This window comes from Duganella margarita (genome assembly GCF_009857535.1).
Taxonomy (GTDB): domain Bacteria; phylum Pseudomonadota; class Gammaproteobacteria; order Burkholderiales; family Burkholderiaceae_D; genus Rugamonas; species Rugamonas margarita.
This window is the reverse complement of record NZ_WWCS01000006.1, coordinates 341,998-368,161: the sequence shown is the minus strand read 5'-3', so window position 1 is coordinate 368,161 and position 26,164 is coordinate 341,998. Positions and strand designations below refer to the sequence as shown.

At 63.2% G+C, this 26,164-nt stretch carries 26 protein-coding genes; 15 read left to right on the top strand and 11 right to left on the bottom strand.

The window, feature by feature from the left end; translation table 11 throughout:
• The first annotated feature begins 3 nt into the window (after nt 1-3).
• The 10 genes from GTP55_RS12495 to GTP55_RS12450 all read left to right on the top strand — a co-directional run bounded on the left by GTP55_RS12495 (nt 4) and on the right by GTP55_RS12450 (nt 9,272).
• Complete coding sequence (locus GTP55_RS12495; protein WP_161045239.1) at nt 4-672, top strand: flagellar hook capping FlgD N-terminal domain-containing protein; 669 nt, start codon at nt 4-6, stop codon at nt 670-672.
• Between the two features lie 27 nt (nt 673-699).
• Nucleotides 700-1,965 carry a flagellar hook protein FlgE gene (locus tag GTP55_RS12490; RefSeq protein ID WP_161045238.1) on the top strand — a complete coding sequence of 422 codons (1,266 nt, stop codon included), beginning with the start codon at nt 700-702 and terminating at the stop codon, nt 1,963-1,965.
• Between the two features lie 10 nt (nt 1,966-1,975).
• Entirely contained in the window at nt 1,976-2,707 is a 732-nt protein-coding gene (locus GTP55_RS12485) for a flagellar basal body rod protein FlgF (protein ID WP_161045237.1), read from the top strand.
• A 23-nt stretch (nt 2,708-2,730) separates the two neighbouring features.
• On the top strand, nt 2,731-3,522 hold the full coding sequence (gene flgG, locus GTP55_RS12480; protein WP_169114474.1) for a flagellar basal-body rod protein FlgG: 792 nt from the start codon (nt 2,731-2,733) through the stop codon (nt 3,520-3,522).
• Nucleotides 3,522-4,193: a flagellar basal body L-ring protein FlgH gene (gene flgH, locus GTP55_RS12475; protein WP_161045236.1), complete on the top strand. Its 672-nt coding sequence runs from the start codon at nt 3,522-3,524 to the stop codon at nt 4,191-4,193. The genes flgG and flgH overlap by 1 nt, the downstream gene beginning before the upstream one ends.
• 25 nt (nt 4,194-4,218) lie before the next feature.
• Entirely contained in the window at nt 4,219-5,337 is a 1,119-nt protein-coding gene (locus GTP55_RS12470; protein WP_161045235.1) for a flagellar basal body P-ring protein FlgI, read from the top strand.
• 9 nt (nt 5,338-5,346) lie between these two features.
• On the top strand, nt 5,347-5,793 hold the full coding sequence (locus tag GTP55_RS12465; RefSeq protein ID WP_161045234.1) for a hypothetical protein: 447 nt from the start codon (nt 5,347-5,349) through the stop codon (nt 5,791-5,793).
• A 92-nt stretch (nt 5,794-5,885) separates the two neighbouring features.
• Nucleotides 5,886-7,256, top strand: coding sequence for a flagellar hook-associated protein FlgK (gene flgK, locus GTP55_RS12460; RefSeq protein ID WP_161045233.1), 1,371 nt, complete (start codon nt 5,886-5,888; stop codon nt 7,254-7,256).
• 10 nt (nt 7,257-7,266) lie between these two features.
• The gene (flgL, locus tag GTP55_RS12455; RefSeq protein WP_161045232.1) at nt 7,267-8,202 is read left to right on the top strand and encodes a flagellar hook-associated protein FlgL; all 936 of its coding nucleotides are present in this window, start codon (nt 7,267-7,269) and stop codon (nt 8,200-8,202) included.
• Nucleotides 8,203-8,222: 20 nt separating this feature from the next.
• Nucleotides 8,223-9,272: a hypothetical protein gene (locus tag GTP55_RS12450; protein WP_161045231.1), complete on the top strand. Its 1,050-nt coding sequence runs from the start codon at nt 8,223-8,225 to the stop codon at nt 9,270-9,272.
• A 4-nt stretch (nt 9,273-9,276) separates the two neighbouring features.
• On the opposite strand, the gene GTP55_RS12445 is transcribed toward GTP55_RS12450, so the two are convergent.
• The 5 genes from GTP55_RS12445 to GTP55_RS12425 all read right to left on the bottom strand — a co-directional run bounded on the left by GTP55_RS12445 (nt 9,277) and on the right by GTP55_RS12425 (nt 14,100).
• Nucleotides 9,277-11,412, bottom strand: coding sequence for a putative bifunctional diguanylate cyclase/phosphodiesterase (locus GTP55_RS12445; RefSeq protein ID WP_229257890.1), 2,136 nt, complete (start codon nt 11,410-11,412; stop codon nt 9,277-9,279).
• A 73-nt stretch (nt 11,413-11,485) separates the two neighbouring features.
• The gene (locus tag GTP55_RS12440) at nt 11,486-12,148 is read right to left on the bottom strand and encodes an amino acid ABC transporter permease (protein ID WP_161045229.1); all 663 of its coding nucleotides are present in this window, start codon (nt 12,146-12,148) and stop codon (nt 11,486-11,488) included.
• A gap of 3 nt (nt 12,149-12,151) precedes the next feature.
• On the bottom strand, nt 12,152-12,928 hold the full coding sequence (locus tag GTP55_RS12435) for a transporter substrate-binding domain-containing protein (RefSeq protein ID WP_161045228.1): 777 nt from the start codon (nt 12,926-12,928) through the stop codon (nt 12,152-12,154).
• 23 nt (nt 12,929-12,951) lie between these two features.
• A complete protein-coding gene (locus GTP55_RS12430) occupies nt 12,952-13,362 on the bottom strand; it encodes a hypothetical protein (protein WP_110849637.1) in 411 nt (136 codons plus the stop codon).
• A gap of 45 nt (nt 13,363-13,407) precedes the next feature.
• Nucleotides 13,408-14,100, bottom strand: a complete 693-nt coding sequence (locus tag GTP55_RS12425; RefSeq protein ID WP_443093220.1) for a YcbK family protein — start codon at nt 14,098-14,100, stop codon at nt 13,408-13,410.
• 319 nt (nt 14,101-14,419) lie between these two features.
• Between GTP55_RS12425 and GTP55_RS12420 the strand changes: the two genes are divergently transcribed.
• Nucleotides 14,420-14,761 (top strand): energy transducer TonB, encoded by a 342-nt coding sequence (locus GTP55_RS12420; RefSeq protein WP_161045227.1) that lies wholly within the window; start codon nt 14,420-14,422, stop codon nt 14,759-14,761.
• 10 nt (nt 14,762-14,771) lie between these two features.
• On the opposite strand, the gene GTP55_RS12415 is transcribed toward GTP55_RS12420, so the two are convergent.
• The gene (locus GTP55_RS12415; RefSeq protein WP_161045226.1) at nt 14,772-15,593 is read right to left on the bottom strand and encodes an EAL domain-containing protein; all 822 of its coding nucleotides are present in this window, start codon (nt 15,591-15,593) and stop codon (nt 14,772-14,774) included.
• Nucleotides 15,594-15,748: 155 nt separating this feature from the next.
• On the opposite strand from GTP55_RS12415, the gene GTP55_RS12410 reads away from it, so the two are divergent.
• Nucleotides 15,749-16,555: a class II glutamine amidotransferase gene (locus GTP55_RS12410; protein WP_161045225.1), complete on the top strand. Its 807-nt coding sequence runs from the start codon at nt 15,749-15,751 to the stop codon at nt 16,553-16,555.
• Nucleotides 16,556-16,562: 7 nt separating this feature from the next.
• On the opposite strand, the gene GTP55_RS12405 is transcribed toward GTP55_RS12410, so the two are convergent.
• The 5 genes from GTP55_RS12405 to GTP55_RS12385 form a co-directional block, all read right to left on the bottom strand.
• A complete protein-coding gene (locus tag GTP55_RS12405) occupies nt 16,563-17,177 on the bottom strand; it encodes a hypothetical protein (RefSeq protein ID WP_161045224.1) in 615 nt (204 codons plus the stop codon).
• Nucleotides 17,178-17,188: 11 nt separating this feature from the next.
• The gene (locus GTP55_RS12400; protein ID WP_161045223.1) at nt 17,189-18,898 is read right to left on the bottom strand and encodes a LysM peptidoglycan-binding domain-containing protein; all 1,710 of its coding nucleotides are present in this window, start codon (nt 18,896-18,898) and stop codon (nt 17,189-17,191) included.
• A gap of 14 nt (nt 18,899-18,912) precedes the next feature.
• A complete protein-coding gene (locus GTP55_RS12395) occupies nt 18,913-19,452 on the bottom strand; it encodes a hypothetical protein (RefSeq protein WP_161045222.1) in 540 nt (179 codons plus the stop codon).
• A gap of 7 nt (nt 19,453-19,459) precedes the next feature.
• A complete protein-coding gene (locus GTP55_RS12390) occupies nt 19,460-22,717 on the bottom strand; it encodes a type VI secretion system Vgr family protein (protein ID WP_161045221.1) in 3,258 nt (1,085 codons plus the stop codon).
• Nucleotides 22,718-22,847: 130 nt separating this feature from the next.
• Nucleotides 22,848-23,378, bottom strand: a complete 531-nt coding sequence (locus GTP55_RS12385; RefSeq protein WP_161045220.1) for a GNAT family N-acetyltransferase — start codon at nt 23,376-23,378, stop codon at nt 22,848-22,850.
• 224 nt (nt 23,379-23,602) lie between these two features.
• Between GTP55_RS12385 and GTP55_RS12380 the strand changes: the two genes are divergently transcribed.
• The 3 genes from GTP55_RS12380 (at nt 23,603) to GTP55_RS12370 (ending at nt 26,080) form a co-directional block, all read left to right on the top strand.
• Entirely contained in the window at nt 23,603-24,619 is a 1,017-nt protein-coding gene (locus GTP55_RS12380; RefSeq protein WP_110849518.1) for a sulfate ABC transporter substrate-binding protein, read from the top strand.
• A gap of 95 nt (nt 24,620-24,714) precedes the next feature.
• The gene (locus GTP55_RS12375) at nt 24,715-24,936 is read left to right on the top strand and encodes a TOBE domain-containing protein (RefSeq protein ID WP_110849517.1); all 222 of its coding nucleotides are present in this window, start codon (nt 24,715-24,717) and stop codon (nt 24,934-24,936) included.
• Nucleotides 24,937-25,201: 265 nt separating this feature from the next.
• A complete protein-coding gene (locus tag GTP55_RS12370; protein ID WP_161045219.1) occupies nt 25,202-26,080 on the top strand; it encodes a serine hydrolase in 879 nt (292 codons plus the stop codon).
• The last annotated feature ends 84 nt before the right edge of the window (nt 26,081-26,164 follow it).

The following is a 26,164-nucleotide window of genomic DNA, read 5'->3' as shown; positions in this document are numbered from 1 at the left end:
GTCATGACCGTCAGTCTCCTCAATAACAACAGCAGCACCGGCGCCACCACCGGCACCAGCATCACCGGTAACACCGCCAGTGAAACCTCGGATATGTTCACCAAGCTGCTGGTGGCGCAGATCCAGAACCAGGACCCGCTGTCGCCGACCGATCCGGCGCAATTCGTCCAGCAGCTGACCCAGCTGTCGCAGACCGAATCGCTGCAGAACATGGCCAGCATCACGTCGGCCAGCGCCAGCGCGCTGTCGAGCCTGCAAGTCATGGCGCTCGGTGGCCAGGTCGGTTCCGACGTCATGATCACCACCGGCTCAGTCAAGCTGGACGGCAGCACCAAGGTCACCGGCCAGGCCACGCTGACTTCGGCCAGCAGCAACACCACGCTGGTGCTGACCGGCGCCGACGGCGTGCGGCACGAAGTGGCGCTGGGCACGCAAGCGCCGGGCATCGTCGACTTCAGCATCAATCCGACCAGCCTTGGCCTGCCGGCCGGCAGCTATTCGGTCGCGCTGGAAACCAGCAGCAAGGAAACCCCGGCCATCAATATCCAGGGCCGCCTGAACAATGTGCGCCTGCTGTCCAACGGCAGCGTGCAGCTGAACGTCTCGAACGTCGGCGATACCGGTTCCGACACGCTGTCCGCCTTCAACGGCAAAGCCGCCACCACCATTTAATCTGCCCATTCTTCAGGAAGGTCCACCATGAGTTTCGATATCGCACTGTCCGGCATCCAGGCCATCAACGAATCGCTGGACGTTACCAGCCACAACATCGCCAATGCCGGCACCTACGGTTACAAGTCGAACCGCGCCAACTTCGCCACGCTGGTGGCAGGTAGCCAGCTGAACGGCGTGCAGGTCGGTTCGACCACGCAGAGCATCGGCCTGTCGGGCGGCATCCTGAACACCGGCAACAACCTGGACGCGTCGATCAGCGGCCGCGGCTTCTTTGTCACCCGCACCGCCAACAACAGCATGCAGTACACCCGCGTCGGTATCTTCGACACCTCGCTGGACGGCTACCTGGTGGATGCGTCCGGCCGCCGCGTGCAAGGCATGGCGATCACGCCGCCAAGCACCGAACTGGGCGCCGAAGGCGACCTGGCCATCCCGAACAAATCGATCCCGGCGCAGATCACCACCAAGGCCACCTATGTCGGCAACCTGTCGGCCGACTGGACCATCAAGACCGGCGTCGACCCAAGCACCGTGACCCCGACCACGCCGCCTGACCCGGCCACCTACAACACCAGCAAGTCGACCGACCTGTACGACAGCCTCGGCACCAAGCACGTGCTGACCCAGTACTTCAGCCTGACCGGCACCGGCGCCGTCACCGTCAACTATGCAGTGGACGGCAACGGCATCGCCGCCACCACCGCGCTGGCGTTCGACACCACCACCGGCCAGCTGACCCCGGCCGACGCTGCCACCGGCAAGACCGTGTCCTCGCTGGACATGAGCGATGTGCCGGGCGGTGACCCGACCCTGTGGCCGAAGTTCACCAGCGGCGCCAACATGAACGCCACCATCGACATCGACTACACCGGCACCACCTACTTCGCCGGCGAAACCTCGACCGCCTCCAACGCCCCGGTGGACGGCTACAGCGCCGGCGCCTTCTCCGGCGTCTCGCTGGGCACCGACGGTTCGGTGATTGCCAAGTACACCAACGGCCAGAGCCAGACCGTCGGCCGCGTGGTGCTGGCCACCTTCGCCAATGAACAGGGCCTGACCCAGGTCAGCGACACCAGCTGGGAAGCCTCGACCGCCTCCGGCGTCGCCAATACCGACGTCGCCGGTGTCGGCGTCAACGGCACCCTGAACGTCGCCACGCTGGAACAGTCGAACGTCGACATCACCTCGGAACTGGTCGGCCTGATGACCTCGCAGCGCAACTACCAGGCCAACTCCAAGGTGATCCAGACCGAGAGCACCATGCTGCAATCGCTGATGCAGGCGATCTGAGGACTAATCGATGGATGCGCTGATTTACACCGCCATGAGCGGGGCCGAACGAGCCCTGCGCGGACAACAGGTCCACGCCAACAACCTGGCCAACGTCGATACCGGCGGCTTCCGCGCCAATATGGAGCTGACCACGGCGCAAACCGTCAACGGCTACGGCTACGACGACCGCCACATGGCGCAGTTGCAGGCCAACAGCGTGTCGACCAAGCCGGGCACGATGAAGAGCACCGGCCGCGAGCTCGACGTGGCGGTGGCCGGCGCCGGCTTCCTGACGGTGCAGACCGCCGGCGGCGGCGAAGCCTATACCCGCGCCGGCAATATGGTGCTGGATGAAACCGGCACGCTGCGCGTCAACGGCGATGTGGTGATGGGCGAAGGCGGCCCGATCACGCTGCCGGAGTACACCCGCATCGACATCGGCAACGACGGCACCATCTCGATCCAGGCGCCCGGCACCACCATCATGCAGACCATCGACAAGCTGCGCCTGGTCAAGGCCGAAGGCTCGGAGCTGACCAAGAACGAAGCCGGCCTGCTGGTGGCGCGCGACGGCGCCCCGCTGGCCACCGACCCGAGCGTGGTGGTGCGTCCCGGCCACCTGGAAGGCAGCAACGTGTCGGCGGTCGAAGAAATGGTCGCCACCATGAGCCTGAACCGCACGTTTGAAATCCAGATGAAATTGTTTACGTCAACCGATTCGATGACCCAAGCCGGCAACCGCTTGATCAGCGGCAGCTAACCACACACCTCCAGGGAGAAATCATGAATCCAGCAATGTGGATCAGCAAAACCGGCGTGCAAGCTCAGGACATGAAGCTGCAAACCATCGCCAATAATCTGGCCAATGCCAACACGGTCGGCTTCAAGCGCGACCGCGCGGTGTTCGAAGACCTGTTCTACTCGGTCGAAGCGCAGCCGGGCGCGCAGCGCGCCGACAACAACACGCTGGCGCCGTCCGGCGTGCAGCTGGGTAACGGCGTGCACCTGGTCGGCACCCAAAAGGTGTTCACCCAGGGCGTGCTGCAAACCACCAGCCGCGACCTCGACATCTCGGTGATGGGCAACGGCTTCCTGTCGGTGCGCCAGCCGAACGGTGAAACCGCCTACACCCGCGCCGGCCAGTTGCAGGTTGACGCCAACGGCATCCTGGTCAACGCCAGCGGCCTGCCGCTGATTCCGCAGATCACCGTGCCGGCCAACGCCACCGCGCTGACCATCGGCGAAGACGGCACCGTGTCGGCCAAGATCGCCGACAACGTCACGCCGCAGGCGCTGGGCCAGCTGACGCTGACCTCGTTCATCAACCCGACCGGCCTGCTGGCCCTGGGCGAGAACCTGTTTGCCGAAACGCCGTCGTCGGGCACGCCGACCGAAGGCCAGCCGGGCACCGCGCAGTGGGGCAAGATCAAGCAAGGCACGCTGGAAGGCTCGAACGTCCAGGTGGTCGAAGAGATGGTCGACATGATCGCGGCCCAGCGCACCTACGAAATGAACACCAAGGTGCTGTCGGCGGCCGACAATATGCTGCAGTACCTGTCGGCGGCGGCACGCTGATGTCCACCGCACTGCGCTCCACGCTGCTGCTGGCGACGCTGGCCCTGGCCGGCTGCGCCCAGCTGCAGCCGCCGGCGGTGCGGCCCGGTCCGTCCGACGAACCGCCGCCGGCGGCCCGCAACAGCGGTCCGCGCGGGGTTTCGGGCGGCGTGTTCAGCACCGATGTCGGCCTGTCGCTGACCTCGGACAGCCGCGCTTTCCGCGTCGGCGACGTGGTCACCGTCAACCTGCTGGAAACCACCCAGGCCAGCAAGAAGGCCGGCACCAGCTATTCCAAGCAGTCGGCCGACAATATCAACGCGCCTAATCTGCTGGGCAAGACCTTCGGCAAGGCCGCGGTCGGCCTGGGCGCCTCCAACACCTTCGCCGGCGACGCCACCAGCACCCAGCAAAATGCCCTGACCGGCGCCATCACCGTGATCGTGCAGGAAGTGCTGCCGAACGGCCTGCTGCGCATCTCCGGCGAAAAAACCCTGACCCTGAACAACGGCGAAGAATATGTGCGCCTGCGCGGCTACCTGCGCGCGGCCGATATCGACGCCGACAACCAGGTGTCGTCGCAACGCATCGCCAACGCCCGCATCGCCTATTCGGCGCAAGGCACGCTGGCCGAAACCCAGCAGCCGGGTTGGCTGTCGCGCTTCTTCAACGGCCCATTGATGCCGTTCTGAGTTTGACTGAAAGACGGGTGACTCCATGAATTTCCGAAAGTTTATCGCCTTGTCCCTGGCTCTCAGCTTGACGCTGGGCGCCACCCTGCCGCTGCCAGCCATGGCCGCGCAGGCGCTGCGCAACCTGGTCGCCATCGAAGGCGTGCGCGACAATCCGCTGGTCGGCTACGGCCTGGTGGTCGGCCTGAACGGCAGCGGCGACTCGACCCAGGTCAAGTTTTCCAGCCAGTCCGTCATCAATATGCTCAAGCAGTTCGGCGTCAAGGTGCCGGATGGCACAGACGCCAAATCGAAAAACGTCGCCACGGTGATGGTGTCGGCGGTGTTCCCGCCGGGCTACCGCAAGGGCCAGTCGATCGACGTGGTGGTGTCCTCGATGGGCGACGCCAAAAGCCTGCGCGGCGGCGCCCTGCTGCTGACGCCGCTGCGCGCGGCCGACGGCGAAACCTATGCGCTGGCGCAAGGCAATGTGGTGGTGGGCGGTTTCAGCGCCCAGGGCAAGTCGGGCTCGTCGATCACCGTCAACACGCCGACTTCCGGCCGTATTCCCAGCGGCGCCAACATCGAACGCGAGATTCCGAGCGACTTCAACACCAAGCCGTCGGTCCGCCTGTCGCTGCGCCATCCGCACTTTGAAACGGCGATCAACATCGTCAATTCGATCAACAAGCGCTTCGGCGACATCGCCACGGCCAGCGACGCCACCAGCGTCGACGTGGTGGCGCCGGCCAACCCGACCCAGCGCGTGGCCTTCATGGCCAAACTGGAATCGATGAATGTGGAAGTGGGCGAAGACGCGCCGAAAGTGGTGTTCAATTCCCGCACCGGCACCGTGGTGATCGCCGAAGGCCTGCGCGTGCGCGCCGCCGCCGTCACCCACGGTTCGTTGAAGGTGGTGATTTCCGAATCGACCAAGGTCAGCCAGCCGAACGCGCTGGCCGGCGGCAGCACGGTATCGTCGCCGCAGTCGCAGGTCACGGCCGACCAGGGCCCGGCGCAAATGTTCAAATGGCCGGCCGGCGCCAAGCTGCAATCGATTATCGACGTGGTCAACAGCCTCGGCGCCACCCCGGACGACATCATGGCGATCCTGCAGGCACTGGATCAGGCCGGCGCCATCGAAGGCGAACTGGTCGTCATTTAAGGATTCCGCATGAACTTTGACACTCCGCTCGACCGCAACCTGGCCAACGGCGTCGCCGGCCAGCTGAGCAGCACCGCCGTGTCGCCGCAGGCGGCCGCGCCGGGCGACACCGTTGACCCGGCCTACCGCGCCAAGGCCACCGAGGCGGCGGTCAAGTTTGAAAGCTTCTTTATCGGCCACATGCTGCACCAGATGCGCGACGGCACCCGCGCGCTGGCCGCCGACGACAGTCCGAGCAAGGACCGCATCAACCAGGACATGCTGGACATGGCCGACAACCTGGTGGCCGACCAGCTGGCCGGCAAGCGGGCCTTCGGCGTGGCCGACGCCATCCTGCGCCAGCTGCTGCCGGCCGCCCCCGCCGCCACGGCCGCGACCAATTATTTCCCCGAGAAAGTTTCCGAATCGCAAAATTTAGCGAAATCGCTGCCGCAATCACTTAATCAGCAGCAATAACCGGTCGCCCGTTATTACTATCGGACCGGAAGGCGCCGGCGTTGCGCGGCGCGCCACCGGTTCCCCGGACTTCACCAGGAACAGACCGCACCATGACCATTACTTACAACGCACTGTCGGGCGCCCTGGCTGCCCAGGCTGCACTGAACACCGTCAGCCAGAATCTGGCCAACGTGCAAACCCCCGGCTACACCCGCCAGGGCGTGCTGCTGAAGGCCACCGCCTCCGATCCAGGAGTGCTGTCGGCAGGCAATGGCGTGCAGATCGGTTCCCTGCTACGGTTCAGCAACACGTACCAGTTGCAGCAGATGTGGCGCGCGAATTCGGATCTGGGCGCCCACGCCCAGACCCAGCCTTACCTGTCGGCGCTGGAAAAAGTCATGAGCGATGACAAGTCCAGCATCAGTTACGGCATCGACAATTTCTTCAAGGCGCTCAACGCGGCCGGCGTCGATCCGACTTCCAGCCCGCTGCGCCAGCAGGTGGTCACCACCGCCAACTCCATGGCCCAGCAGTTCAACTCGATTTACAATGTGGCCGCCAACCAGGTGATCTCGGTCAACCAGCAGCAGCAGGCGATCCTGCCGTCGCTGAACGAATCGCTGGCCGGCATTGCCTTGCTGAACAAGCAGATCGTCGCCGTCGGCGGCACCGGCACCAACACCTCGGCGCTGATGGACAAGCGCGAACAGCTGATCGACAGCGTCTCGGCGCAGGTCGGCGTGGACGTGGTGTACAACCCGAACGGCAGCGTTAACGTCTCGCTGAAGAGCGGCGAACCGCTGGTGATGAGCGACTCCGCCTCGACCGTGTCGTACAGCACTGAAAGCGGCTCGCCGGTGCTGCAGCTGAACTACTCGAATGTCAAGTTCACGCTGGACGACACCAAGGTCGGCGGCCAGTTGGGCGGCCTGGGCGACTTCAAGCAAAACACCCTGATTCCCCTGCAGTCCTCGATCAAGGAACTGGCCGACGAGGTGGCAAATCGGATCAACACCGCCCAGACAACCGGCTACACCGCCCCTAACGTCAACGGCACCGCGATGTTCGAGGTGCCCGCCACCACCGGCATCATGAAAATCAGCGACGGTTTTACCAGTGGCGACCTGGCGTTCTCCGGCGACGGCACGCCCGGCGACAGCGGCAACCTGCAGAATCTGATCGACGTCAAGGGCCAGAAGATCCAGCTGACCTCGCTCGGCGATACCGACGTGGTGCTGAGCGACGCCGACACCCAGCTGGTCGGCAAGCTGGGCATCCAGAGCCAGCAAAACCAGGCGCTGCTGGCCACCGCCACCACCGTCCGCTCGCAGGCCGAAGACGACTGGAAATCCACCAGCGCCGTCAACAGCGACGAGGAAGGCATCAACCTGGTGGAATTCCAGAATATGTATCAGGCCAATATGAAGGTGATTGCCGTGGCCAACACCCTGTTTGAATCCACGCTGCAAATGTTCGGTTAAGGAGAGCTTCATGCGTATCGCCACCAGTCAATTCCAGGCCACCATGACGCGCAGCCTGCAATACAACCAGGGCCAGCTGTCCTCGCTGAGCGCCCAAATGTCCAGCGGTAACAAGATTCAGGTGCCGTCCGACGATCCGGTCACCGCCGTTCGCCTGTCGCGCCTGGCGCGCGAGGAAGCCATCCTGGGCCAGTACCAGGACAATATCGGCGCCATCAAGATCCGCCTGTCGTCCAACGAGACCTATCTGCAAAGCATGGTCAACGACATCACCCAGGCCCACGACCAGCTGGTACTGGCGGCCGACGGCAGCAACACCGGCGACGACCTGAAGTCCATGGTGACCACGCTGAGCGCGATACGCGACAGCCTGCTGTACAGCGCCAACGAAAAAGACCAGGAGGGCAATTATGTGTTCTCCGGCACCGCCACCAACACCCCGGCCATCACCTTTAATCCGAATGCCCCGCTCTACGATCCGGCAGACCCGTCGTCATTGGGGCGCTATACGTTCAGCGGCAACACCAACCAGCAGCAGTCGGTGATCGGCAACGGCATCACCCAGGCCGTCAACGTCGACGTCTCCGGCCTGGAATCTCTGCTCAATAAGCTGGACGTCACCATCAACGCGCTGTCGCAACCGAACGTCAATCCGTCCGACCCAGCAGTACAGGCCGCCATCACCGGCAGCATGGACAGCTCCAGCGCGACGCTGGAGCTGGTGGCCGGCAAGATCGCCACGTTCGGCGGCGCGCAAAACATCATGGATACGCTGAACGGCAATCACGCCAACGTCAGCCTGTCGAACCAGAACGCGATTTTCGAACTGAATTCGCTGGACTACGGCCAGGCCACCGTCGAGCTGAACGGCTACAACACGGCGCTGCAGGCGTCGTACAAGGCCTACGCCAAGATCAGCGGCCTGTCGCTGTTCAACATCCTGTAATTCTTTAAGCGCCGCCACGTATGCAGATCTCGTCCGCCTCCACTCCCCCGGTGATTGTCCCCGGCGCCAATGCCGGCAGCAATGCCAGCGCGGTGGACGGCACCGCGCTGGGCCTGAACGGCGAGAATGCGGCCACCGCCACGCCGGTCACGCCGACCAATAATGCGGCGGCGCCGCTGCGGCGCGGCCTGAGCAATTGGGACCAACCGCTGCAAGGCGACATCTCCGGCGCCCAGCAGGCGCTCGACTTCCTGGAGCAGAGCGCGGCCCAGCTGCGCAGCCTGAAGTCCGACCTCAGCACGCGGCTGGCCACCCGCCAGCGCTCCGACGGCGCACTGGAAGCGCGCGTGCGCCAGTTCAGCAACAGCTGGCGCAGCCGCACCAGCGCCTCGGGCGGTACGCTCGACAGCCAGCTCAATTTCAGCACCAAAGGCAGCAACACCAGCTTCACCGTGCGCGGCCTGAACCTGGGCAACCTGCGCGGCGGCGCGCGCGAGGTGATTGCGGTCTCCATCGGCGGCGGTCAGAATGTGCGCTCGGTGGTGCTGGAACCGGGCTTGAGCGACGACCAGATTGCCCAGCGCTTCAACGACGCGCTGGCGCCGGCCGGCGTGCGCGCCGAAATCAGCGACGATGGCCAGCTGACCTTCTCCACCGCGGAATCGCAATGGGCCAATGTGCGCGACACCATCTCGATGCAGGGCGGCGGCATCCGCTTTCCCGGCGGCCAGCTGACCCGCGTCAAGGCCGATGCGGAAGCGCCGCAGGTCGATCCGGATACATGGCAAACCAGCGACCTCGAATCGATCCGCACCACGCTGGCGCAGGTGGTGCAGTCGTTGTCCAAGGTCGAGCAGTCGATCGCGTCGGTGCGCCAGGCGCTGGCCCAGGTGGCGGCCCGCGTGCAGACCGCCGATCCGACCGCCACCAAGGGCGGCATGGACCAGGTGGCGCAGAATTTCGTCTCCACCACCAAGCAGCCCGGCTATCAGTCGCTGCTGTCGATCACGTCGGCGCTGGCCGGCATCAGCCGCGAACGCGTGATGTCGCTGCTGCGCCTGCGTTCCTGAAACACTAGTGCAGTAACTGCAGGCCGCGCTGCGCCAGTGCGGCCAGTTCCGGCGCCGGCAGCGCGCCGGCAAACGCGTACCCCTGGGCATAATCGCAGCCGGCCATGGCCAGCAGGCCGCTCTGCGCCACCGTCTCCACGCCCTCCGCCACCACCCGCAGCCCAAGCTTGTGCGCCATGACGATCAGCGCCTCGCACATCGCCAGGTCGCCGCTGTCGTTGGCCAGGTGCTGGATAAAGCTGCGGTCCAGCTTGAGCAGATCGATGCCGAAATGCTTGAGGTGGGACAGCGAGGAATAGCCGGTGCCGAAATTGTCCAGCGCTACCTGCAAGCCCATCTCGCGCAGGTCGCGCAGCCGTTCGGCGGCGCGGCTGGTGTCCATCAGGACGCCCTCGGTGATCTCCAGCACGATGCTGCGCGGCGACAGGCCCAGCTCAGCAGCGTAACGCAGCCAGTCCACATACACCGCGGTATCGCCGCGCAATTGCGCCGACGACTGGTTGATGCTGACCTGGAAGCCTTTGCCCAGCTCATCCTGCCAGCGACGCGCCTGCTGCGCGGCTTGGCGGAATACCCAGTCGCCGATCTCCAGCATCATGCCGCCGGCCTCGGCGAACGGCAGGAACTCGGCCGGCGCCAGCAATCCGCGCTGCGGATGGCGCCAGCGCAGCAGCGCTTCGGCGCGCTCGATCTTGCCGCCGCGCAGGTTGACGATGGGCTGGTAATGCAGCTCGAACTGCTGCTGCGCCAGCGCCGCCCGCAGATCCAGCGTGGCCTGCTGGCGCGCTTGCGCCGCCAGTTGCAGATCCTGCGTGTAGTAACTGTAGCGGTTGCGGCCGCTCTGCTTGGCGGCGTACATGGCCTGGTCGGCGGCGTGCAGCAGTTCATCGGCGCCGCCGGCGTCGGCCGGGTATAGCGCGATGCCGATGCTGGCCGAGATCGACGGCTGCGCGCCGTCCAGCGCAAACGGCCGTCCCAGCAGCGTCAGCATGCTCTGGGCGATGCGGTCGCTGCCGTCGACCCGTTCCAGCCCCGGCAGGATGACGATGAATTCGTCGCCGCCCAGCCGCGCCACCGTGTCCGAATTGCGCACGCAGCGGCCGATGCGGCGCGCCACCTCCACCAGCAAGGCGTCGCCCTGCGCATGGCCGAGCGTGTCGTTGACCGCCTTGAAGCCGTCCAGATCGATGAACAGCAGCGCCAGCAGCAAGCCCTCGCGGCGCGCCTTCTTCAGCTCCTGGTTCAGGCGGTCCTGGAACATATGGCGGTTGGGCAGCGCGGTCAGCGTGTCGAAGTTGGCCTGCTGCCAGATCAGCTCGGCAGAGGCGCGGCTGTCGGTGATGTCGCTGACCAGCGCCAGCGCCCCCCGGTAGCCGCCCTCGCCGTCGAAGATCGGATTGGTGACCAGCGTGGCCCACAGCTCGGCGCCGTCCTTGCGGATGAACTTGAACTCGTGGCGGATGGCCTGGCCCTGCTGCCGGCGGGCGATATTGCGTTCGAGGATAATCCGCCCCTCCTCGTCCATAAAAGCCACCAGCGGCTGTTCCAGCATCTCCTCGATGCTGTAGCCCAGCATCTGCGCCAACTTGGGATTGACAAAGCTGGTGCGGGCGGCGGCATCGATTTCCCAAATGCCTTCCTCGGCGTGGTGGACGATGCGGCGGAAGCGTTCCTCGCTATGCTCCAGCGCCGGCAGCCGGCCTTCGGCCGGTTCCAGCACCACCCGCAACGCCTGGCCGCTGCTGTCGGCGCTGGCGCGCAGCGATACCGGGAAACCCTGCTTGTCGCGGCCGCGCAGCATCTGCAGATTGCATTGTTCGGGCTGGGCGCTGTTGAGGGCGCGCCGCACAAAGCGGTCGAAGTCATCGTGGAAGCGCGGCGCCACAAACTGGCGCAGCGTGGCGCGGTCCGGGTTGGTGCGGGGAATGCCCAGTTGATCGGCGCCGACCACATTCATCTGCAAGATGGTGGTATCGAACGACAACACGAAATAGCCGACCGGCGCCAGCAGGTAGATGTCGTTGAACCACGATGGCTCGACGGCATCGGCAGCAGCCGCATCCGCGTTGGCATTGATCGCATAAGGCTTGATCGCAGCCTGCCCCGGCAACACCGGCAGGCCCGCGATCTCAGCGTGCATAGTCCTATCCATACACCCCCTTGGTTGATGTTTTAAGACTAACATCTCGCAACGGGGATGTCGAGCGTACCGCTTACCGGCTGCGGTGCGCGCGGTTCAAGCGTTGTTCCGCGCGCCGTTGCAGCGCCTCGAACAGCAAACTGAGCATCCAGTAGATGGCTGCCGCCGTCAGGTACAGCGGCAGCGGCTGAAAGGTGGTGGCGATGACTTCCTTGGTCGACAGCATCAGCTCGGTTAGCGTGATGACCGACACCAGCGAGGTGTCCTTGATCAGGCTGATCAGGGTATTGCTCATGGCTGGCACCGCCACCCGCAGCGCCTGCGGCAGCACCACGTAGTACAGCGTGCGCCAGTAGCCCAGGCCCAGGCTGTAGCTGGCCGCCCACTGGCCCGGACTGATCGAAGCAATGGCGCCGCGCAGGCTCTCGGACAGAAAGGCGCCCGAATTCAGACTCAGCGCCAGGATGCCGGCCGTGACCGGCGTGAATTCAATCCCCACGCTGGGCAGGCCATAGTAAATGACGAACATCTGCACGAGCAGCGGCGTGCCGCGCATCAGGCTGACGTACACGCCGGCCGGCCACGCCAGCACGCGGTACGGCAGCATACGCAACACCGCCACCGGGAAGCCGATCAGCAGCCCGCCCGCCATCGCCGCCAGCGCGAACAGCACCGTATAGCCGGCGCCGCGCAACATTACCGGCGCGGCGTCGCGCAGCAGGTCCAGCAAGTCCATCGCTTACGGCGCCTTGCTGACGTCGACGCCGAACCACTTCAGCGAGATGGCCTTGAGGCTACCGTCTGCCGCCGCGTCCGCCAACGCCTTGTTCAGCGCCTGCTTGAATTCGGGATTGCCCTTCTTGAACGGAATGCCCATGCGCTCGACCGCGCCGACCTGCGCGCCGGCCTTGATCGGCAGTTTGGAGATCTTCAATAAATACGCCGACATCAGACTATCGTTGAGCGCGGCGTCGATGCGCCCGGCCGCCAGGTCTGCCATGGTGTCCGGCGCGGCCGCATAGCTGCGCACTTCGATGCCGGCCGCGGCCTTGGCCTGCTGCTCGTAGACGCTGCCCTGTCCCACGCCCAGCTTCTTGCCCTTGAGGTCGGCCAGCGACTTGTAGCCGGCCGTCTCGTTGTTGCGGACGATCAGCTGCGGCATCGAGTAGATATAGGGGGCGGAAAAGTCGAACGCCTGCTCGCGCTTGGGATTGATGCCGACCTGGGCGACGATGACGTCATACTTGCCGGCCGCCAGCCCGGCCAGGATGCTGGCCCACTCGCTGGTGACAAATTCCACTTTCAGGCCCAGCTTGCTGGCGACCATACGGGCGACATCGACATCGTAGCCGGCCAGTTCGCCATTCTTCTCGCGGTAGTTAAACGGCGGGTACGTGCCCTCGGTGGCGACCTTGAGCGTGCCGCGCGCCTTGACGGTCGCCAGCAGATCGGCCGCCGAGGCCGGCACGGCGAGGCTCAGCGCAAGCAGCGCCAGCATAAATTCACGTTTAAACATGGAATTCCTTTCAGGGCGGACGCCTACCAGGCGCCCATGCGACGACGCAGGCCAAAGTTATGGCCCACGACCAGGATAGAACTGGCAATCAAACCGCTCAAGCCTATCATCAACTGCACCAGCTTATCGTCCGGCAGCACCCACAGCGAACCGGCCGGCGCTTCGGAAACGCGCGCTGCCGCCATGATCAGCGGCGCGACCCAGGACGCTTCGTCGGTCACGTCCAGCACCAGATGGCCGTCCTGCGTGGTTTGCAGATAGATTTCGCCACCCTCGGCCAGCGTGAAGCAAACGCCGTAGCCGGTCTCGTTCTTGCCGATATGCTGCTGCAAGGCCTGGTTATGCTCTTCGATCCACAGTTCCACGTCGGCCGGCGTTTCCAGCCCGCTCCACGTCACCGGGCGGAAGCGCGGCGGCTCATTGTTGTCTTGCATGCTCATCCTGTTGCGTTGCCAAGACGCCAGTGTAGCCGATCGCGCTCAACCCTTCCAAGTGCGCTGAAGGCCGGTGTCGGCGTGGATCCAGCCGCCGCGCGGACCGGCACGGTAATAGAAGCCGACCCCGCCCTGGCGGAAGCTCTTCACCAGCCCACCCAGCACCTCGGCATTGAGGGTGGCGATGCGGATGTCGGCGGCGCGGCCGACCATGTGCAGCGACTGGCGCGCGGCCGGCACACCGGCTTCGCGCAGCTTCTGGTTGGAGGCCGGCGTGCGGTAGCCGGACAGGATCTCCAGCGGCGCATCGATACCGTAACGCTGCACGAAGGCTTGCGTGCCCCACAGCGTTTCAAACAGTTTGGGATCGATGGTGCGGGTTTCGTTGCCGCCGTTGACGTCGCGCAGCAAATGGCACAAGTCCTGGTAGGCCGATTCGATGATCTCGCCGTCCTTCCAGTACAGCAGCTTGGCGCGCTCCTTGCTGGCCGGACGCACCACCTCGATGGTGCGCGGCCGCAGCCAGAATTCCAGGTCCAGCGCCTGGGCGTCGAAAATATCGGGTGGCGGCTCCATGCCGTTCATGCCGGCGCCGGACGGGGCCAGCTGGTCGGCGGCGCGCGGCATGCTTTGCGCCTGCGCCTGAACGGGAGAAGACGGTTTGACGACCGGCTTGGAGGAAGCCGTCGTGCTGCTATGCCGCACCGGCGTGCTGGTGGCACAGCCGATCAGGGGCACAGATAAAAAACTCGCAGCGGTCAGCCCCAACCCCTGCTGTATGAAAGCTCTGCGCGATGCCATAGTCTATCCGTGAAAAGCAATGTTGTTACTATAGCCTATGCAGAGGGAAACACAAATGCTCCTAACTTACGCTTAAGAAATGATACAGCTGCGGGAGTGATACAAATATTGTGTATCGGGAATAGATTTTACCTGGGAGTTATACGCCTTTCTAATGGCAGGCATTCCAACAATAAAGTATTCATATATGGTGCGTCGCAGTATAGTTCACTCATCGAATTAAGTTTTCCCGTTGAACTAACTACTGGAGCCTACCATGATCATCCGTTCTATCGCCGCCCTGTCCCTGATCGCCCTGTCGACCTTCTCGAACCAGGCTAGCGCCGCCACCACCGCTCCACGCCTGGCCGATGCAGAATGCGACGCACCAGCCTACCGCAACTCGTGGCAAGACGACGAACTGCAAGGCAACGTCAAACTGGCCGTGCTGGTGGACGCCAACGGCAATGTCAAAGACAGCAAAGTGATTTCGTCGAGCGGCCACGTCGCCCTGGACAAAGCGTCGCTGCGCGCCAGCACCGCTTGCAAATTCAAGCCAGCCAGCAACGGCGCCGAGCCAGTCTGGGCCCAGGTGCAATACAAATGGGTACTGAACTAATCAATGCAGTTCATGCTGCGCGCCGCGCCGGTTCCCCAAGTAACACCGAGCGCGGCTCATCCAGCAAGTAGCCTTGCACCAGCAATGACACACCTGCGGCCGCGCCGAGTTCGCGCAACGCCGTCAGGTGCTGCTCCGTCTCTACCCGTTTGAACACCACCGCCACATTGGACGCAGCACTGCGCTGCAACAGCTCCAGCAATCCCTTCTGACCCTGCAGTTCGCGCGCCTCGAGCTTGAACACGTCCGGCCGCAGGCGATCCAGCACGCCCAGCCCGTCGCGGGCGCTGTTCACATTGACCGCAAAACGAAAACCGTTGCGGCGATAGTTGTCCGACACATAATTCAACAGCCAGCACTGCTGCGGCGTCGCCGCTGGCAATTGCAGCACCACCCGGCCCAGCGGCAATTCCAGCGCATCGAGAATGCGGCGGAAAGCATGGCCGTGATTGCTGCTGACCGCGCTCAGCAGCCGGTCGTGCACGTTCAGGTACAGGTCAGCAGACGATTCGCCGGCCTGGCGGAAGAAATTAATCGCGTGCAGCATGCGGCACAGCCGGTCGAGTTCGATTGACTCGTCATCGCTGGCGGCGTGGTCGAGCAGCTTCCATAATGACAATCCCTGGTCCTGCGCCGATACGCTGCGCGCCAGGCCTTCGTAGGCCTGCGCCGCGCCGCCGTCCAGCTGGCGGATCGGCTGGAACGCGCTGCTCATGGTGCAATTGAAAAATCGCCCTTGCGCCTTGCCCTCGTGATCGAGCCAGATGCTGGAAGCAGCGCCGGTGGCGTCGGATAGACGCGCCAGGTACTTTTGCAGGATGGGGAATGACATGGAACGCCTCTACGGGTACTGAGAATGTCGACAGCGTATGCCTGCGCGCAGGAAAGCAGAACGAATGCTTTCGCCTATGGATATGCCAAAACATTCGTTCCGCCCGGGCCACGCGACCGCTATCGTGAGGTCATCGTTTAACCAGGTCGTCCACCATGTGCCAACTCCTCGCGATGAGCAGCCATAAACCGGCTGCGGTAGATTTCTCCTTTGCCGGCTTTTCCGAGCGCGGCGGCCGTACCGGCGAACACAAGGACGGCTGGGGCATCGCCCTGCACACGCCGACCGGCTGCCGTTTGTACACTGATTACCTGCCGTCGATCCACTCGCCGCTGGCGGCGCAGTTCAAGCGCAGCCCGATCAAGGCGCGCAGCGTGGTGGCGCACATCCGCAAGGCCACGCAGGGTCGCGTGTCGCTGGAAAACAGCCACCCGTTCACGCGCGAACTGTGGGGCCAGACCTGGTCGTTCGCCCACAACGGCGATTTGAAACTGTTCGATCCGAATCCCAGCCTGTATGCACCGTGGGGCGACACCGACAGCGAACGCGCCTTCTGCCACCTGCTGTCCGGCCTGGCGCTGCGCTTCGATACCCAGCCCGAACGGCACCAGCTGTACGCGGCGCTGGAAACGCTGGCCGGCGAAATCGCCGACTACGGCACGTTCAACTTCATCCTGTCGAATGGCGATCTGGTGTTTGCCCATTGCAGCACCGACCTGCACGTGGTGGTGCGCGAGTACCCGTTCTCGGTGGCGCACCTGATAGATTGCGACCTCAGCATCGATTTCCGCCGCCACAACCACCTCGACGACCGCATCGCCGTGATCGCCACGCAGCCGCTGACCTCCAACGAACACTGGACGCGTTTCGATGCGGGAGAACTGAAGCTGTTCGCCGGCGGCGTGGAAGTCGGCGCCGCCCGGGCGCTGGAGCAGCAGGCGCAACTGGCGGTGTGCTACTAGACCGGGATCAGTCGTGCGGCTCGGCCGGCTCGGAGAACGTGGTGACTTTGCCGTCCAGCGTGAACTGGTAGCTGATCGCATTGCCGTCGGCCGTCTTTTTCGAGGTCAGGCGCGCTTTCTGGCCGCCGACCTGGAACGCCAGCGGCAGCGTTTCCTTTTTCTCGAATGCGGCGCCAATCACCGGCACCGAATACGGCGACGGATCGTTCTTGTTCGCTGCAATGCCCATTACAGTCTGCATCAGACTGGTCCACTGCTTGCTATCGACCGGTTCGGCTTCATACACGTACGGCAGGCCCTTGATACTCTTCATGTGTTGGGTGAAGTCAGTATCAGCAGCATATTTTTGCAGGACGGCCTTCAGATCCACGGCGGTCAGCTTGCTGACCTTCACGCAGCACACCACCACCATCTCGGCGCTATCGTTCTGCAGGCCGGTGAACACCGTCGGCTCGGTCAACTGGCGGTCGGTAAACACGTAGTTAGGCCGCGCCAGCACCTTCATCTGCGTATTAACGACGGCATGGTTCTCCCACAATCCGACCACCGGCGCGCTATCGGCCTGGCCGCAGCCGAACAGGAAGGACAGGAGAAGCAGAGGTAGTGCTTTTTTAGTAGACATAAGTTTCTTCATCAGTGACCGGTATCGGACCAGTGCATATTTTCTGCGGGATAGTAAAGGACGCCATAGGTCTTGCCAATGGCGACCAGGGAAGAAAAGCCGTCGATTTTAACGTCATCGCCTTTGGCGTCTTTCATGGTCTTGTGCGCGTAGCCAGACAGGTTCATGTCGACCGCGCCGCCAAAGTTGTGCCGTGAGCGTCCCGGACGGCCAACTTTCTGCCGCGCCGAATCCGGACGCACGCCATATCCCGCGCACATCGCCCGCGCGGCAGCCTTGGCGGCGGCGACATCGGGCTTGCCTTTGGCGTCGCGATGCGCCCAGTCGATATTGACGCCATCCTGCGGCGGAATCTTGGTGACATCATCGCCCTTGCAAATGCGGAACGCGTAATACATCAGGTAGGAACGTTCGATAGGCCGCAAGGTCGCATTGAGCTTGACGGTAATGCCGGCCGCGCGCATCGCGGTGATAAACTTTTCGGCTTTGGGTTTGAAAGCGGCGTTGAGCGTATTGAGCGAACTGCTGCCGGGAAAACGGGCGCACCACTGGCGGCCACTCAATTCCAGCGTCGGCGAGCTGACCACCGTTACCGGGTGCTCCTTGTCGGTATGCTGGTGATCGACCGCCACGGCCGGGGCTGGAGCCGGCCGGGGAGCGGGCGCCGGTGCGGGCTTAGGTGCGGGCGCAGGCGTCGGTGCTGGCTTTGGCGCTGGTGCCGGTGCGTGAGCTGGCGCTGGTGCGGGCTTGGGCGCCGGGGCTGCTGCTGGCTTTGGTGCCGGCGCTGGCGTGGATGCAGCAGCACCCTTGCCCGGCACTCGCAAATGCTGACGCTCAAAAATCTTGTCCGGGTTTTTCAGGTTGTTCGCCTTGACCATCGCCTCCACACTGACGCCATGTTTGGCCGCAATGCCAGCCAGCGTCTCATTGGCCTTAACGATGTGCACTTCCGGCGCCGGCGCCGGCTTGCCCGATTCGTGAACGCGCGGCGCCGTCTTCAACGTGAAATACGGCGCCACAAATGTCATCGCGGAGTTTGCATGTTCGGCCAGCACGTCGCCGATCTTTTCCAGCTGGCGGAAGCCGGTGTCATAGTACAGCGACACGTTGCCGAACAGGTCCGGATACATCACCGGCAAGTTGCCGGCGTGGTCGGTACGCAGCGGCACTTCCCTGTCGCCGCTTTTGGCCTTCACCTGCTGGTCGGCCAGCGGCTTTTGCAGTTTGTCCTTCAGCGCCACGTCCGCTGGCTTGCCCAGCTTGACGATGGTACCGGGAATATAGCCCTCGTGCCGTCCCATCGCCGCCGCCAGTTTCGAGAACTGGTCGTCGGTCAGGTCGTTGAGCACGGTATCCTTGGACACCCCGGCCGCCTTGCTGATGGACGCGATGTAGGCATCGGTATCGTTCTCGTTGCGCGGCGCGTAACGCTCCATCATATCGGCGATGCTGTCCTTGCCGTACACCTCTTTCATCAGGCGGATGCGTTCCTTCTCGCCGGTCTCCTTGTCCGGGAAGATCAGGAAGATGCTGTGCTTGTCCGAGGTGCGCTGCGCCAGCCCGATCGAGGTGGTGATGACGCGCTTGCCCGGCTTGGCCAGATTGCCCGGATTATGCATGCGCCAGGCAAACGAACCGCCGATGTACAGCGTCTCCTCGCCATTCTCATCAAAATAATGGACAGTCTTTTTTTCACGGTAATAAGTTGCGCGTACAAACATGGCTCAGTCCGCGATCAGTGGGTGAAAAATTCGCCGGGCAAGGCGTCGGCCGCATCGTGGTAGCTGCCTTTGGTGGTCATGGCGCCTTCATTGTCGAACTTCGGCACATCCCAGTCGCGATTAAACTTGAAGACCTTGATGTCGACATGGGCCTTGGCCAGGTTGACCTCAGCGCCGCCGCTGGGCCGGGCCGCCTGCACCGCATACAGCTGTCCGCCCTGCTGGTAGAAAGCGATCGACTGCACGTTGGCGTCGGCCGTTTCATAAGTGCGCAGGTTGTAGCCGAGGCCCTTCTGGCCCGGCACGGTAGCCTGCAGCCAGGACTCGCCCGCTTTGCGCGGCAGCACATAGACGGTGAAGGTGTCGAACGCGCTGGCGTCCGGACTGCCGACATGCGCCTTGACGATGCGCAGCGTCATGTCGCCGGTCTTGACGTCGGTATAGCCTTCTGCCAGCTTGAGCTGGGTGGCCGCCGGCACCGGGTTGATCGTGGCGGCCACCGCCGTACCGGCCAATGCCATCATCAGCGCTACCGCCCCGAATTTACTTCGCATGCCCATCCTATTCCTCTCCATCCTCAATTGCTTTTAGTACGTCGGCCTGGTTGAATACCAGGTGATCGAGCAGTTGCAGCGCAAACGCCGGATCAAAGCTCGGCAGTGAACTGGCGCTGTCCTCATCGTCCGCGCCTGCGTCCGCTGGCGGTTCAGCGCTCGCCGTGGCTGCGGGCTCGCTGGCCTGCGCGGCCGGCTGATCATGTTCGTGGTCATGATCGTGATCGTCACCATGCTCCTCGCCGCAACCGCAGCCAGAATCGTCGTCGTGGATCACCTGCGTCCAATCGCCGGTTTCGCCAAACTGCACCGTCAACTCGTTGGCGACCGGATGGTACACGCGCTCGGTCGTGCCTTTGTCATTGACGACACCCTTGGCCACCACCTTGCCGCGCGCATCGAGGAAACGATACGGCAACGCCCCGCCGCCGACGGCCTCCATCAAATCCTGCAACTGCCGGTCGATCACCACCTTGGTGCTGAGGTCGTAGACCACTTTGCCGGCCTCGTTCAATTTCGGCAGCGGCAAGGAGCCGTCGAGCGGACCGGTGAGTTCCTTCATGCTGGCCTTGAATTCCATCTTGCCCGGGCCGTGGACCATGATGTTGCCGCCCTCCAGCTTCAGGTAAGCGCCTTGCGCCGTCAGCATTACATGCTCCTTGCCCAGCACGCTGACGTTCTTGGTCACGCTGGCCACGGTAATCAGCTTGTCAGCGGTCAGCGTGGTCTGGTCGCTCTGGCTCTGCGCGCTCAGCTTGCCGCTGGCAGCATGCAGGCGGATGCCGGTTTCCTGGTTCGGCTTGTCCGCGCTGGTGGCCTTGCCGTAGCTGAACAGGCTGATACCATTGCGCACCGCATGCAGGCTGTTACCCTGGCTGGCGAAATTGATGTCCTGTCCAGCGGTCAGGCTGCCGGTGCCGCCGGCGCTGACAATCGCGCTGGCCGGCGTAACGGCGGCGATGCCGGCCGGTGTCGACAATTGCAACTGGGCCGCGCTGTACGCGCTGACCTGACCTGCGCCGCCCCCCTGCGCTTCGACTTGCTGCACGGCGCCAACCACCTCGGCGCTGTGCGCCAAGTCTGCCAGCGCCGGCAGCTCATCGGTCGCGCCATCAGCCGCCGGTGCAGCCGCTGCGCCGTCAGCCGGTTTGAATACCGCGTTCTGTTTTTTGGCCACGTCCGCCAGGCTGGTTTGCAGTGCATGGCTCTGCTGGATCTGCGCCTGCGCCTCGCGCGAATCAAGCTGCGCGCCGCTGCCGCCATTGCGCGCATCGGCAGACAGCAGCATGCCGCGACCGGCGCGCAGCGCGGCCGCATGCTCGGTCTTCAGCTCTGCGCCGAAACCGGCCGTCTGCAGGCGCTGGTTGTCGGTCTGGTGGCGCAGATGGCCCATGTTCAGCTCATCCGTACCGACGTGCGGACCGGCATGCCGTTGCAACGCCACGCGCGCCTCGCCGGGGCTGTCGTCGAACACCATCTGGCTGTAGGCGCCGCTGCCGGTCTGGCTGGCCGCCATCACCTGCGACTTGATGCCTGACAGCGCCGCCGGGTGCGCATGGGCGCCCGCCAGGCCCGGGAACCAGGCCGGCGCCGTGCCGATGGCCGCGCCCGCCCCTTGCGCCAGCTGGTTATGCTGGGCATCCTCCTGCCCCTTGCCGTTGTAGACACTGCCGATGACCACCGGCCGGTCGATATTGCCGTCGATGAAGTCGATCAGCACCTCGGTGCCGACGCGCGGCACCGCCACCGAACCCCAGTTGGCCCCGGCTACCGGCGCCAGCGGCGTGGCGATCCGCACCCAGGTGCCGGCGCTGTCATCGCCCGGCGCACCGCTGTGGCTGTCTTCGGAAGGATGGTTCAGACGGCTGTGGCTCTGTTCACCGCGCTGCCAGTGGAATTGCACCTTGATGCGGTGATCGCGGTCGGTATGCACCACCGCGCCGGGCGGCCCGACCACAATCGCGGTCTGCTGGCCGCTCGCGGTCGGCTTGGGATGCAGCAGGCGGCCGTGTCCATCGACATCGCTGCGACGGTAAGGCGTGCTGAGGAGGATCGCTTCGATCCGGTTGCGATACAGCGGCCGCTCGGCGATGGTCTGGCCGACCGCATGCAGGCTGTCGCCGGCATCCGCCGCGATGGCCTGCTCCAGCGCGCCGATGCCCAGCGCACCGACCACCTGCTGCCGGATGTTGGCGCTCAGATTGTTATGCGCCAGATGCACCACCCGCAACACGGCAAAGCGGCGGGCGTCGTCGCCACCGGCCTGGTCCAGCACGGCCTGTCCCTGCAAGGTAAATGTCGTGCCGGGCGCCATGGTGCGCACCGTGCCGGCGCCGACGTGCACTTCGCGCTCGGCTTCCATCGCCTGCAATTGCTGGTCAACGAGGCGCTGTCCGTGTTCGCGCGACGTGTAGGCGTAGGCGCCCGGCGCGTCGCGGCTGCTGAGCCGCAGCGCACCGGCGGCCGCGCTGTCGCCGGCGGCGGTCACCGGCCGCGTGCTGTTGCTGCGGTAATCCCAGCTGGCAATTTCCAGCCCATCCGGTATCCAGCGCAGTTCAGTGCGCCAGCGGTCCATGCTGTCCTCGCGCATTACCGCGCCAGGCTGGGTGAAGCGTACCGTCGGCTGTGCGTTCGGCTGGAAGCTGCCGTTGTGGTCGGCGATCACCATCGTGTGGCTGCCCAGCGTCTCGCTGCCGGCATCGCCCTGATGCTCAAAATAATAGAACAGGCCTTCTTCCAGCATCAGCCGTTCGGCGAAGGCCTGGTTCGATTCCTGGTACTGGCATGTCAGCGAACGACGTGGATATGCCTCGGGGTCGCGCACGTCGAAACGCCAGGCCGGCGCCAGCGTGCCCAGTGCTTGCCAGCCGCCAAAAATCGCATCGAGGATCTCCAGCACCGTCTTGTCCTGGAACACACGGCTGTCGCGGCCGATGGCGGTAAACGCATACCATGGGCCGATGGTCAGACTGTAGCGGGCCAGCGCGCCATCGGCGCCCAGACACTCTGCGGCGGTGACATGGCCGTGAAACGGCCGCCAGCCGGCCCCGGCCACCGTCTGCAATTCCACCAGCACCGGTTGCCCCACAAGCGACTTCAGCGCGATCGCCGGATCGGACGACACGGCGGTCATGGTCAGCACGTAGCACTCGCCCACCGCTTCGCTGCCGCGCAAACACTCGGCCACCAGCTTGTTCGGCCCCAAAGGCGTAGTCAGCCGCAATAAGCGGCTGTCCTGGAAGAAACTTTCGAGCAGGGCTAGCATGGATAATTTATCGGTCGCGTGGTGATATCGAATACTAAAAATTAGTATTTAGCAACGCGCATTTAACCCGATAATTATTTTTAGGGCAAGAGTGATCCAATTGAATCGGGCTCTGCCCTGGCGGAGGAAATCAAGCGGTATTACAGTTGCAGAAGCGTTTGCGCTTGGGGGCGTTCGGACAGGTCGCCTCTTCATCCAGCTGTTTCCAGAAGAAGACCGTTTCCACGCCATACGGCGAGCGCACCTTGCCGGCGTCGGTATAGCCGCGCTGGGCGAAGAACTGCTGGCCGGTTGCCGTACTGTGCAGCTGGAGGGCCTTGACGCCCCAGTCGCAGGCCTGCTCTTCCATGCGTTTGAGCAGCGCCGTGCCGGCGCCCTGGCCGCGCGCCTCCGGCAACAGATAACACAAGGCCAGCTTGCCGGCTCCGGTCAGCAAGGCGACGCCGACGACGGTGCCTTCGCTGACAGCCACCAGCGAAAAATTCGTGGGCGAGCTGAACCAGTTCGCCACCATTTGCGGAGTTTTATTGCCTAGCCAGGCATCTAGGATGGCGGGATCGTTTTTATGATCCAGTTCGCAGCATTCCCTGATAGAACGGCGCAATACATTGCACGCTGCCTCCGCATCTGACGAAGCAGCAATACGAATTTCAAGAATCATGTACGCTCACAAAACATTACTTTTAGTGCTGGTAACGACTATACACCAAGCTGAGTAAGGCCGTCGGACACTGCCAGACTAGAGGCTCAACCCGCCTTTGCCCACGAATGATTTCAAAAATCGATATGCGTTTTATAGTCAAAAGATAAGCATATAACGAAAAATTCGTATCTTTTCGCGGCGAAATTTTACACCATGGGCGTTCTATATTACGAAAGCTCATTATGACTACTAAAAAAACCACGCGCCGCTTCGTCTTGTCCTCATTCCTGGCCGCTTCCGCCACCTTGTTTGGCCTGCCTCAAGCGCAAGCCGCTGATACTGTGATACTGAACGCCGCGTACGACGTCACGCGCGAACTGTTTAAAGAGATCAATCCGGCCTTCAGCGCCGACTGGAAGAAAACCACCGGCGAAACCGTCAGCGTCAACCAGTCGCACGGCGGCTCGTCCAAGCAGGCGCGCTCGGTCGCGGACGGCCTGGAAGCCTCGGTCGTCACCATGAACCAGGCCAACGATATCGACATCCTGGTTGAGCGCGGCGCGGTGGCGCCGGACTGGGCCAAGAAATTCCCGAATAACGCCTCGCCGTTCTATTCCACCATGGTGTACTTGGTGCGCAAGGGCAATCCGAAGCAGATCAAGGACTGGGCCGACCTGGCCAAGCCGGGCGTCAAGGTCATCATTCCGCATCCTAAGACCTCGGGCAACGGCCGTTACACCTATCTGGCCGCCTGGGGCGCCGTGATCAAGAAAGGCGGCACCGAAGCGCAGGCACGCGACCTGGTCGGCAAGATCTTCCACAACGTGCCGGTGCTGGACGCCGGCGGCCGTGGCGCCACCACCACCTTCACCCAGCGTGAAATCGGCGACGTGCTGGTCACCTTTGAAAACGAAGTGAATCTGGTGCGCGAAGAGTTCGGCGACAAGTTCGACGTGGTCTACCCTTCCATCTCCATCCTGGCCGAATCGCCGGTGGCGGTGGTGGACCGCGTGGTCGACAAGCGCAACCTGCGCAAGCAGGCCACCGGCTACATTAACTTCCTGTACAGCGAAGAAGGCCAGGAAATCATCGCCAAGCACTCGCTGCGCCCGCGCTCGGAGAAAGCCTTCAAGAAGTACAACGCCAACTTCCGCCAGGTCACGCTGTTCACCATCGACGACGTGTTTGGCGGCTGGAAAGCAGCCCAGAAGAAGCACTTTGACGACGGCGGCGAGTTCGACAAAATCTATAACAAGTAATCAGCAAATAAGATTATTCGGATAGATTCGTTTGCAAATGGCCGTCCGCCCCGTAATCTGGAAGCGTAGTAAATCAACCAGACAAAGGAAGCGCGATGGCCATTTCTGAAATTAATGTACGCAATCAATTCCGGGGCAAAATCAAGGAAATCATCTTTGGCCCAGTCGTTTCGGAGGTCGATGTGGAAACCCAGCACGGCATCGTCACCTCGGTGATTACCTCGCGCTCGATCCACGACCTGGACCTGAAGGTCGGCAGCGAAGTCATCGCCCTGGTGAAATCCACCGAGGTGTCCATCGCCAAGATCGGCAATTAGCGCCACCCCGTTCCGGTCACCGCCGTGACCGGAAGTCAGAAAAAAAAGCCCTGAGCCTCCCGTCTCAGGGCTTTTTTGCTTAAAGCTGGCTTAACTGTCTTAAAGCCTAAAAAAAATATAAGAATCCGGGACTTAGACACAATAGACGAGAAGCCACTTTAATGATATTGTCTATCCCTAGAGAATATTGCCGTATAGCCATACCTTGTACGCGCGCCGCGTCGCCCAGACGTGTCCGATAGACTCCCTATTCCCGAATACTTATATGCTGAAGAAAATTGTTGCTGTATTGCTGAGTTCGTTTACTGCGGCAACCTTTGCCGCCGTACCGCTCGGCTCGCAGTCGGTGCTGGTCGTTGAAGACGGCACCGGCAAAGTCCTGCTGGAAAAGAACGCCGACGCCCAGGTGCCGATCGCGTCGCTGACCAAGCTGATGACCGCCATGGTGGTGCTGGATTCCAAGCCGAACATGGACGAAATGATCGAAATCGACCGCGCCGACGTCGATATGCTCAAGCATAGCGCCTCGCGCGTGCCGGTCGGCGCCGAGCTGTCGCGCGCGGATGTGCTGCAATTGGCGCTGATGTCGTCAGACAACCGCGCCGCCGCATCGCTCGGTCGCACCTATCCGGGCGGCCTGCCGGCCTTCCGCATGGCGGTACGCGCCAAGATCAAGGCGCTGGGTTTGAGCCAGACCGTGATCGAAGAGCCGACCGGTTTGTCGCCGCATAATATGTCGACCGCCAGCGATCTGGTGAAGATTGCGACGGCGGCGTCGGCCTATCCGGACATTCGCCGGATTACCACCGACACTAAGGACATCATCAACATCAAAGGCCGCAAGGTGGAGTATCACAACACCAACCGCCTGGTCGGCGCCAAGGGTTGGGATGTCGGCCTGTCGAAGACCGGCTACACCGAGGAGGCCGGCCGTTGCCTGGTCATGCGCTTCAAATCGGGTGGCAAGAACAACACCCTGGTGCTGCTGAACGCTGGCGCCAACTCGGTGCGCAATATGGATGCGATCAAGATTCGCCGGCTGATCGCCGGACCGGATGAGCCGCGACCAAAAGTCATGAAGGCATCGGCCACGACCAAGAAGAAGGCGATCAAACGCAGCAAGCGCACCCGCCGCGCGATGTAATTGCCGTTTAACCCGCAACGCCATGCGGGGTCTGACTCCGTACGGGGTCAGACCCCTAGGCGGTTAGGCTGGCGTAGAGGCGAA

What these genes read in the sequence shown, in the direction of transcription:
- GTP55_RS12415 (WP_161045226.1), bottom strand. Translation starts at nt 15,593, where the DNA reads ATGTCATTCCCCATCCTGCAAAAGTACCTGGCGCGTCTATCCGACGCC.
- GTP55_RS12375 (WP_110849517.1), top strand. Translation starts at nt 24,715, where the DNA reads ATGGCCATTTCTGAAATTAATGTACGCAATCAATTCCGGGGCAAAATC.
- GTP55_RS12370 (WP_161045219.1), top strand. Translation starts at nt 25,202, where the DNA reads ATGCTGAAGAAAATTGTTGCTGTATTGCTGAGTTCGTTTACTGCGGCA.
- flgG (WP_169114474.1), top strand. Translation starts at nt 2,731, where the DNA reads ATGAATCCAGCAATGTGGATCAGCAAAACCGGCGTGCAAGCTCAGGAC.
- GTP55_RS12490 (WP_161045238.1), top strand. Translation starts at nt 700, where the DNA reads ATGAGTTTCGATATCGCACTGTCCGGCATCCAGGCCATCAACGAATCG.
- GTP55_RS12420 (WP_161045227.1), top strand. Translation starts at nt 14,420, where the DNA reads ATGATCATCCGTTCTATCGCCGCCCTGTCCCTGATCGCCCTGTCGACC.
- GTP55_RS12485 (WP_161045237.1), top strand. Translation starts at nt 1,976, where the DNA reads ATGGATGCGCTGATTTACACCGCCATGAGCGGGGCCGAACGAGCCCTG.
- GTP55_RS12400 (WP_161045223.1), bottom strand. Translation starts at nt 18,898, where the DNA reads ATGTTTGTACGCGCAACTTATTACCGTGAAAAAAAGACTGTCCATTAT.
- GTP55_RS12410 (WP_161045225.1), top strand. Translation starts at nt 15,749, where the DNA reads ATGTGCCAACTCCTCGCGATGAGCAGCCATAAACCGGCTGCGGTAGAT.
- GTP55_RS12380 (WP_110849518.1), top strand. Translation starts at nt 23,603, where the DNA reads ATGACTACTAAAAAAACCACGCGCCGCTTCGTCTTGTCCTCATTCCTG.
- flgL (WP_161045232.1), top strand. Translation starts at nt 7,267, where the DNA reads ATGCGTATCGCCACCAGTCAATTCCAGGCCACCATGACGCGCAGCCTG.
- GTP55_RS12445 (WP_229257890.1), bottom strand. Translation starts at nt 11,412, where the DNA reads ATGCACGCTGAGATCGCGGGCCTGCCGGTGTTGCCGGGGCAGGCTGCG.
- GTP55_RS12395 (WP_161045222.1), bottom strand. Translation starts at nt 19,452, where the DNA reads ATGCGAAGTAAATTCGGGGCGGTAGCGCTGATGATGGCATTGGCCGGT.
- GTP55_RS12390 (WP_161045221.1), bottom strand. Translation starts at nt 22,717, where the DNA reads ATGCTAGCCCTGCTCGAAAGTTTCTTCCAGGACAGCCGCTTATTGCGG.
- GTP55_RS12405 (WP_161045224.1), bottom strand. Translation starts at nt 17,177, where the DNA reads ATGTCTACTAAAAAAGCACTACCTCTGCTTCTCCTGTCCTTCCTGTTC.
- GTP55_RS12495 (WP_161045239.1), top strand. Translation starts at nt 4, where the DNA reads ATGACCGTCAGTCTCCTCAATAACAACAGCAGCACCGGCGCCACCACC.
- GTP55_RS12450 (WP_161045231.1), top strand. Translation starts at nt 8,223, where the DNA reads ATGCAGATCTCGTCCGCCTCCACTCCCCCGGTGATTGTCCCCGGCGCC.
- flgK (WP_161045233.1), top strand. Translation starts at nt 5,886, where the DNA reads ATGACCATTACTTACAACGCACTGTCGGGCGCCCTGGCTGCCCAGGCT.
- GTP55_RS12470 (WP_161045235.1), top strand. Translation starts at nt 4,219, where the DNA reads ATGAATTTCCGAAAGTTTATCGCCTTGTCCCTGGCTCTCAGCTTGACG.
- GTP55_RS12435 (WP_161045228.1), bottom strand. Translation starts at nt 12,928, where the DNA reads ATGTTTAAACGTGAATTTATGCTGGCGCTGCTTGCGCTGAGCCTCGCC.
- GTP55_RS12440 (WP_161045229.1), bottom strand. Translation starts at nt 12,148, where the DNA reads ATGGACTTGCTGGACCTGCTGCGCGACGCCGCGCCGGTAATGTTGCGC.
- GTP55_RS12430 (WP_110849637.1), bottom strand. Translation starts at nt 13,362, where the DNA reads ATGCAAGACAACAATGAGCCGCCGCGCTTCCGCCCGGTGACGTGGAGC.
- GTP55_RS12465 (WP_161045234.1), top strand. Translation starts at nt 5,347, where the DNA reads ATGAACTTTGACACTCCGCTCGACCGCAACCTGGCCAACGGCGTCGCC.
- flgH (WP_161045236.1), top strand. Translation starts at nt 3,522, where the DNA reads ATGTCCACCGCACTGCGCTCCACGCTGCTGCTGGCGACGCTGGCCCTG.
- GTP55_RS12385 (WP_161045220.1), bottom strand. Translation starts at nt 23,378, where the DNA reads ATGATTCTTGAAATTCGTATTGCTGCTTCGTCAGATGCGGAGGCAGCG.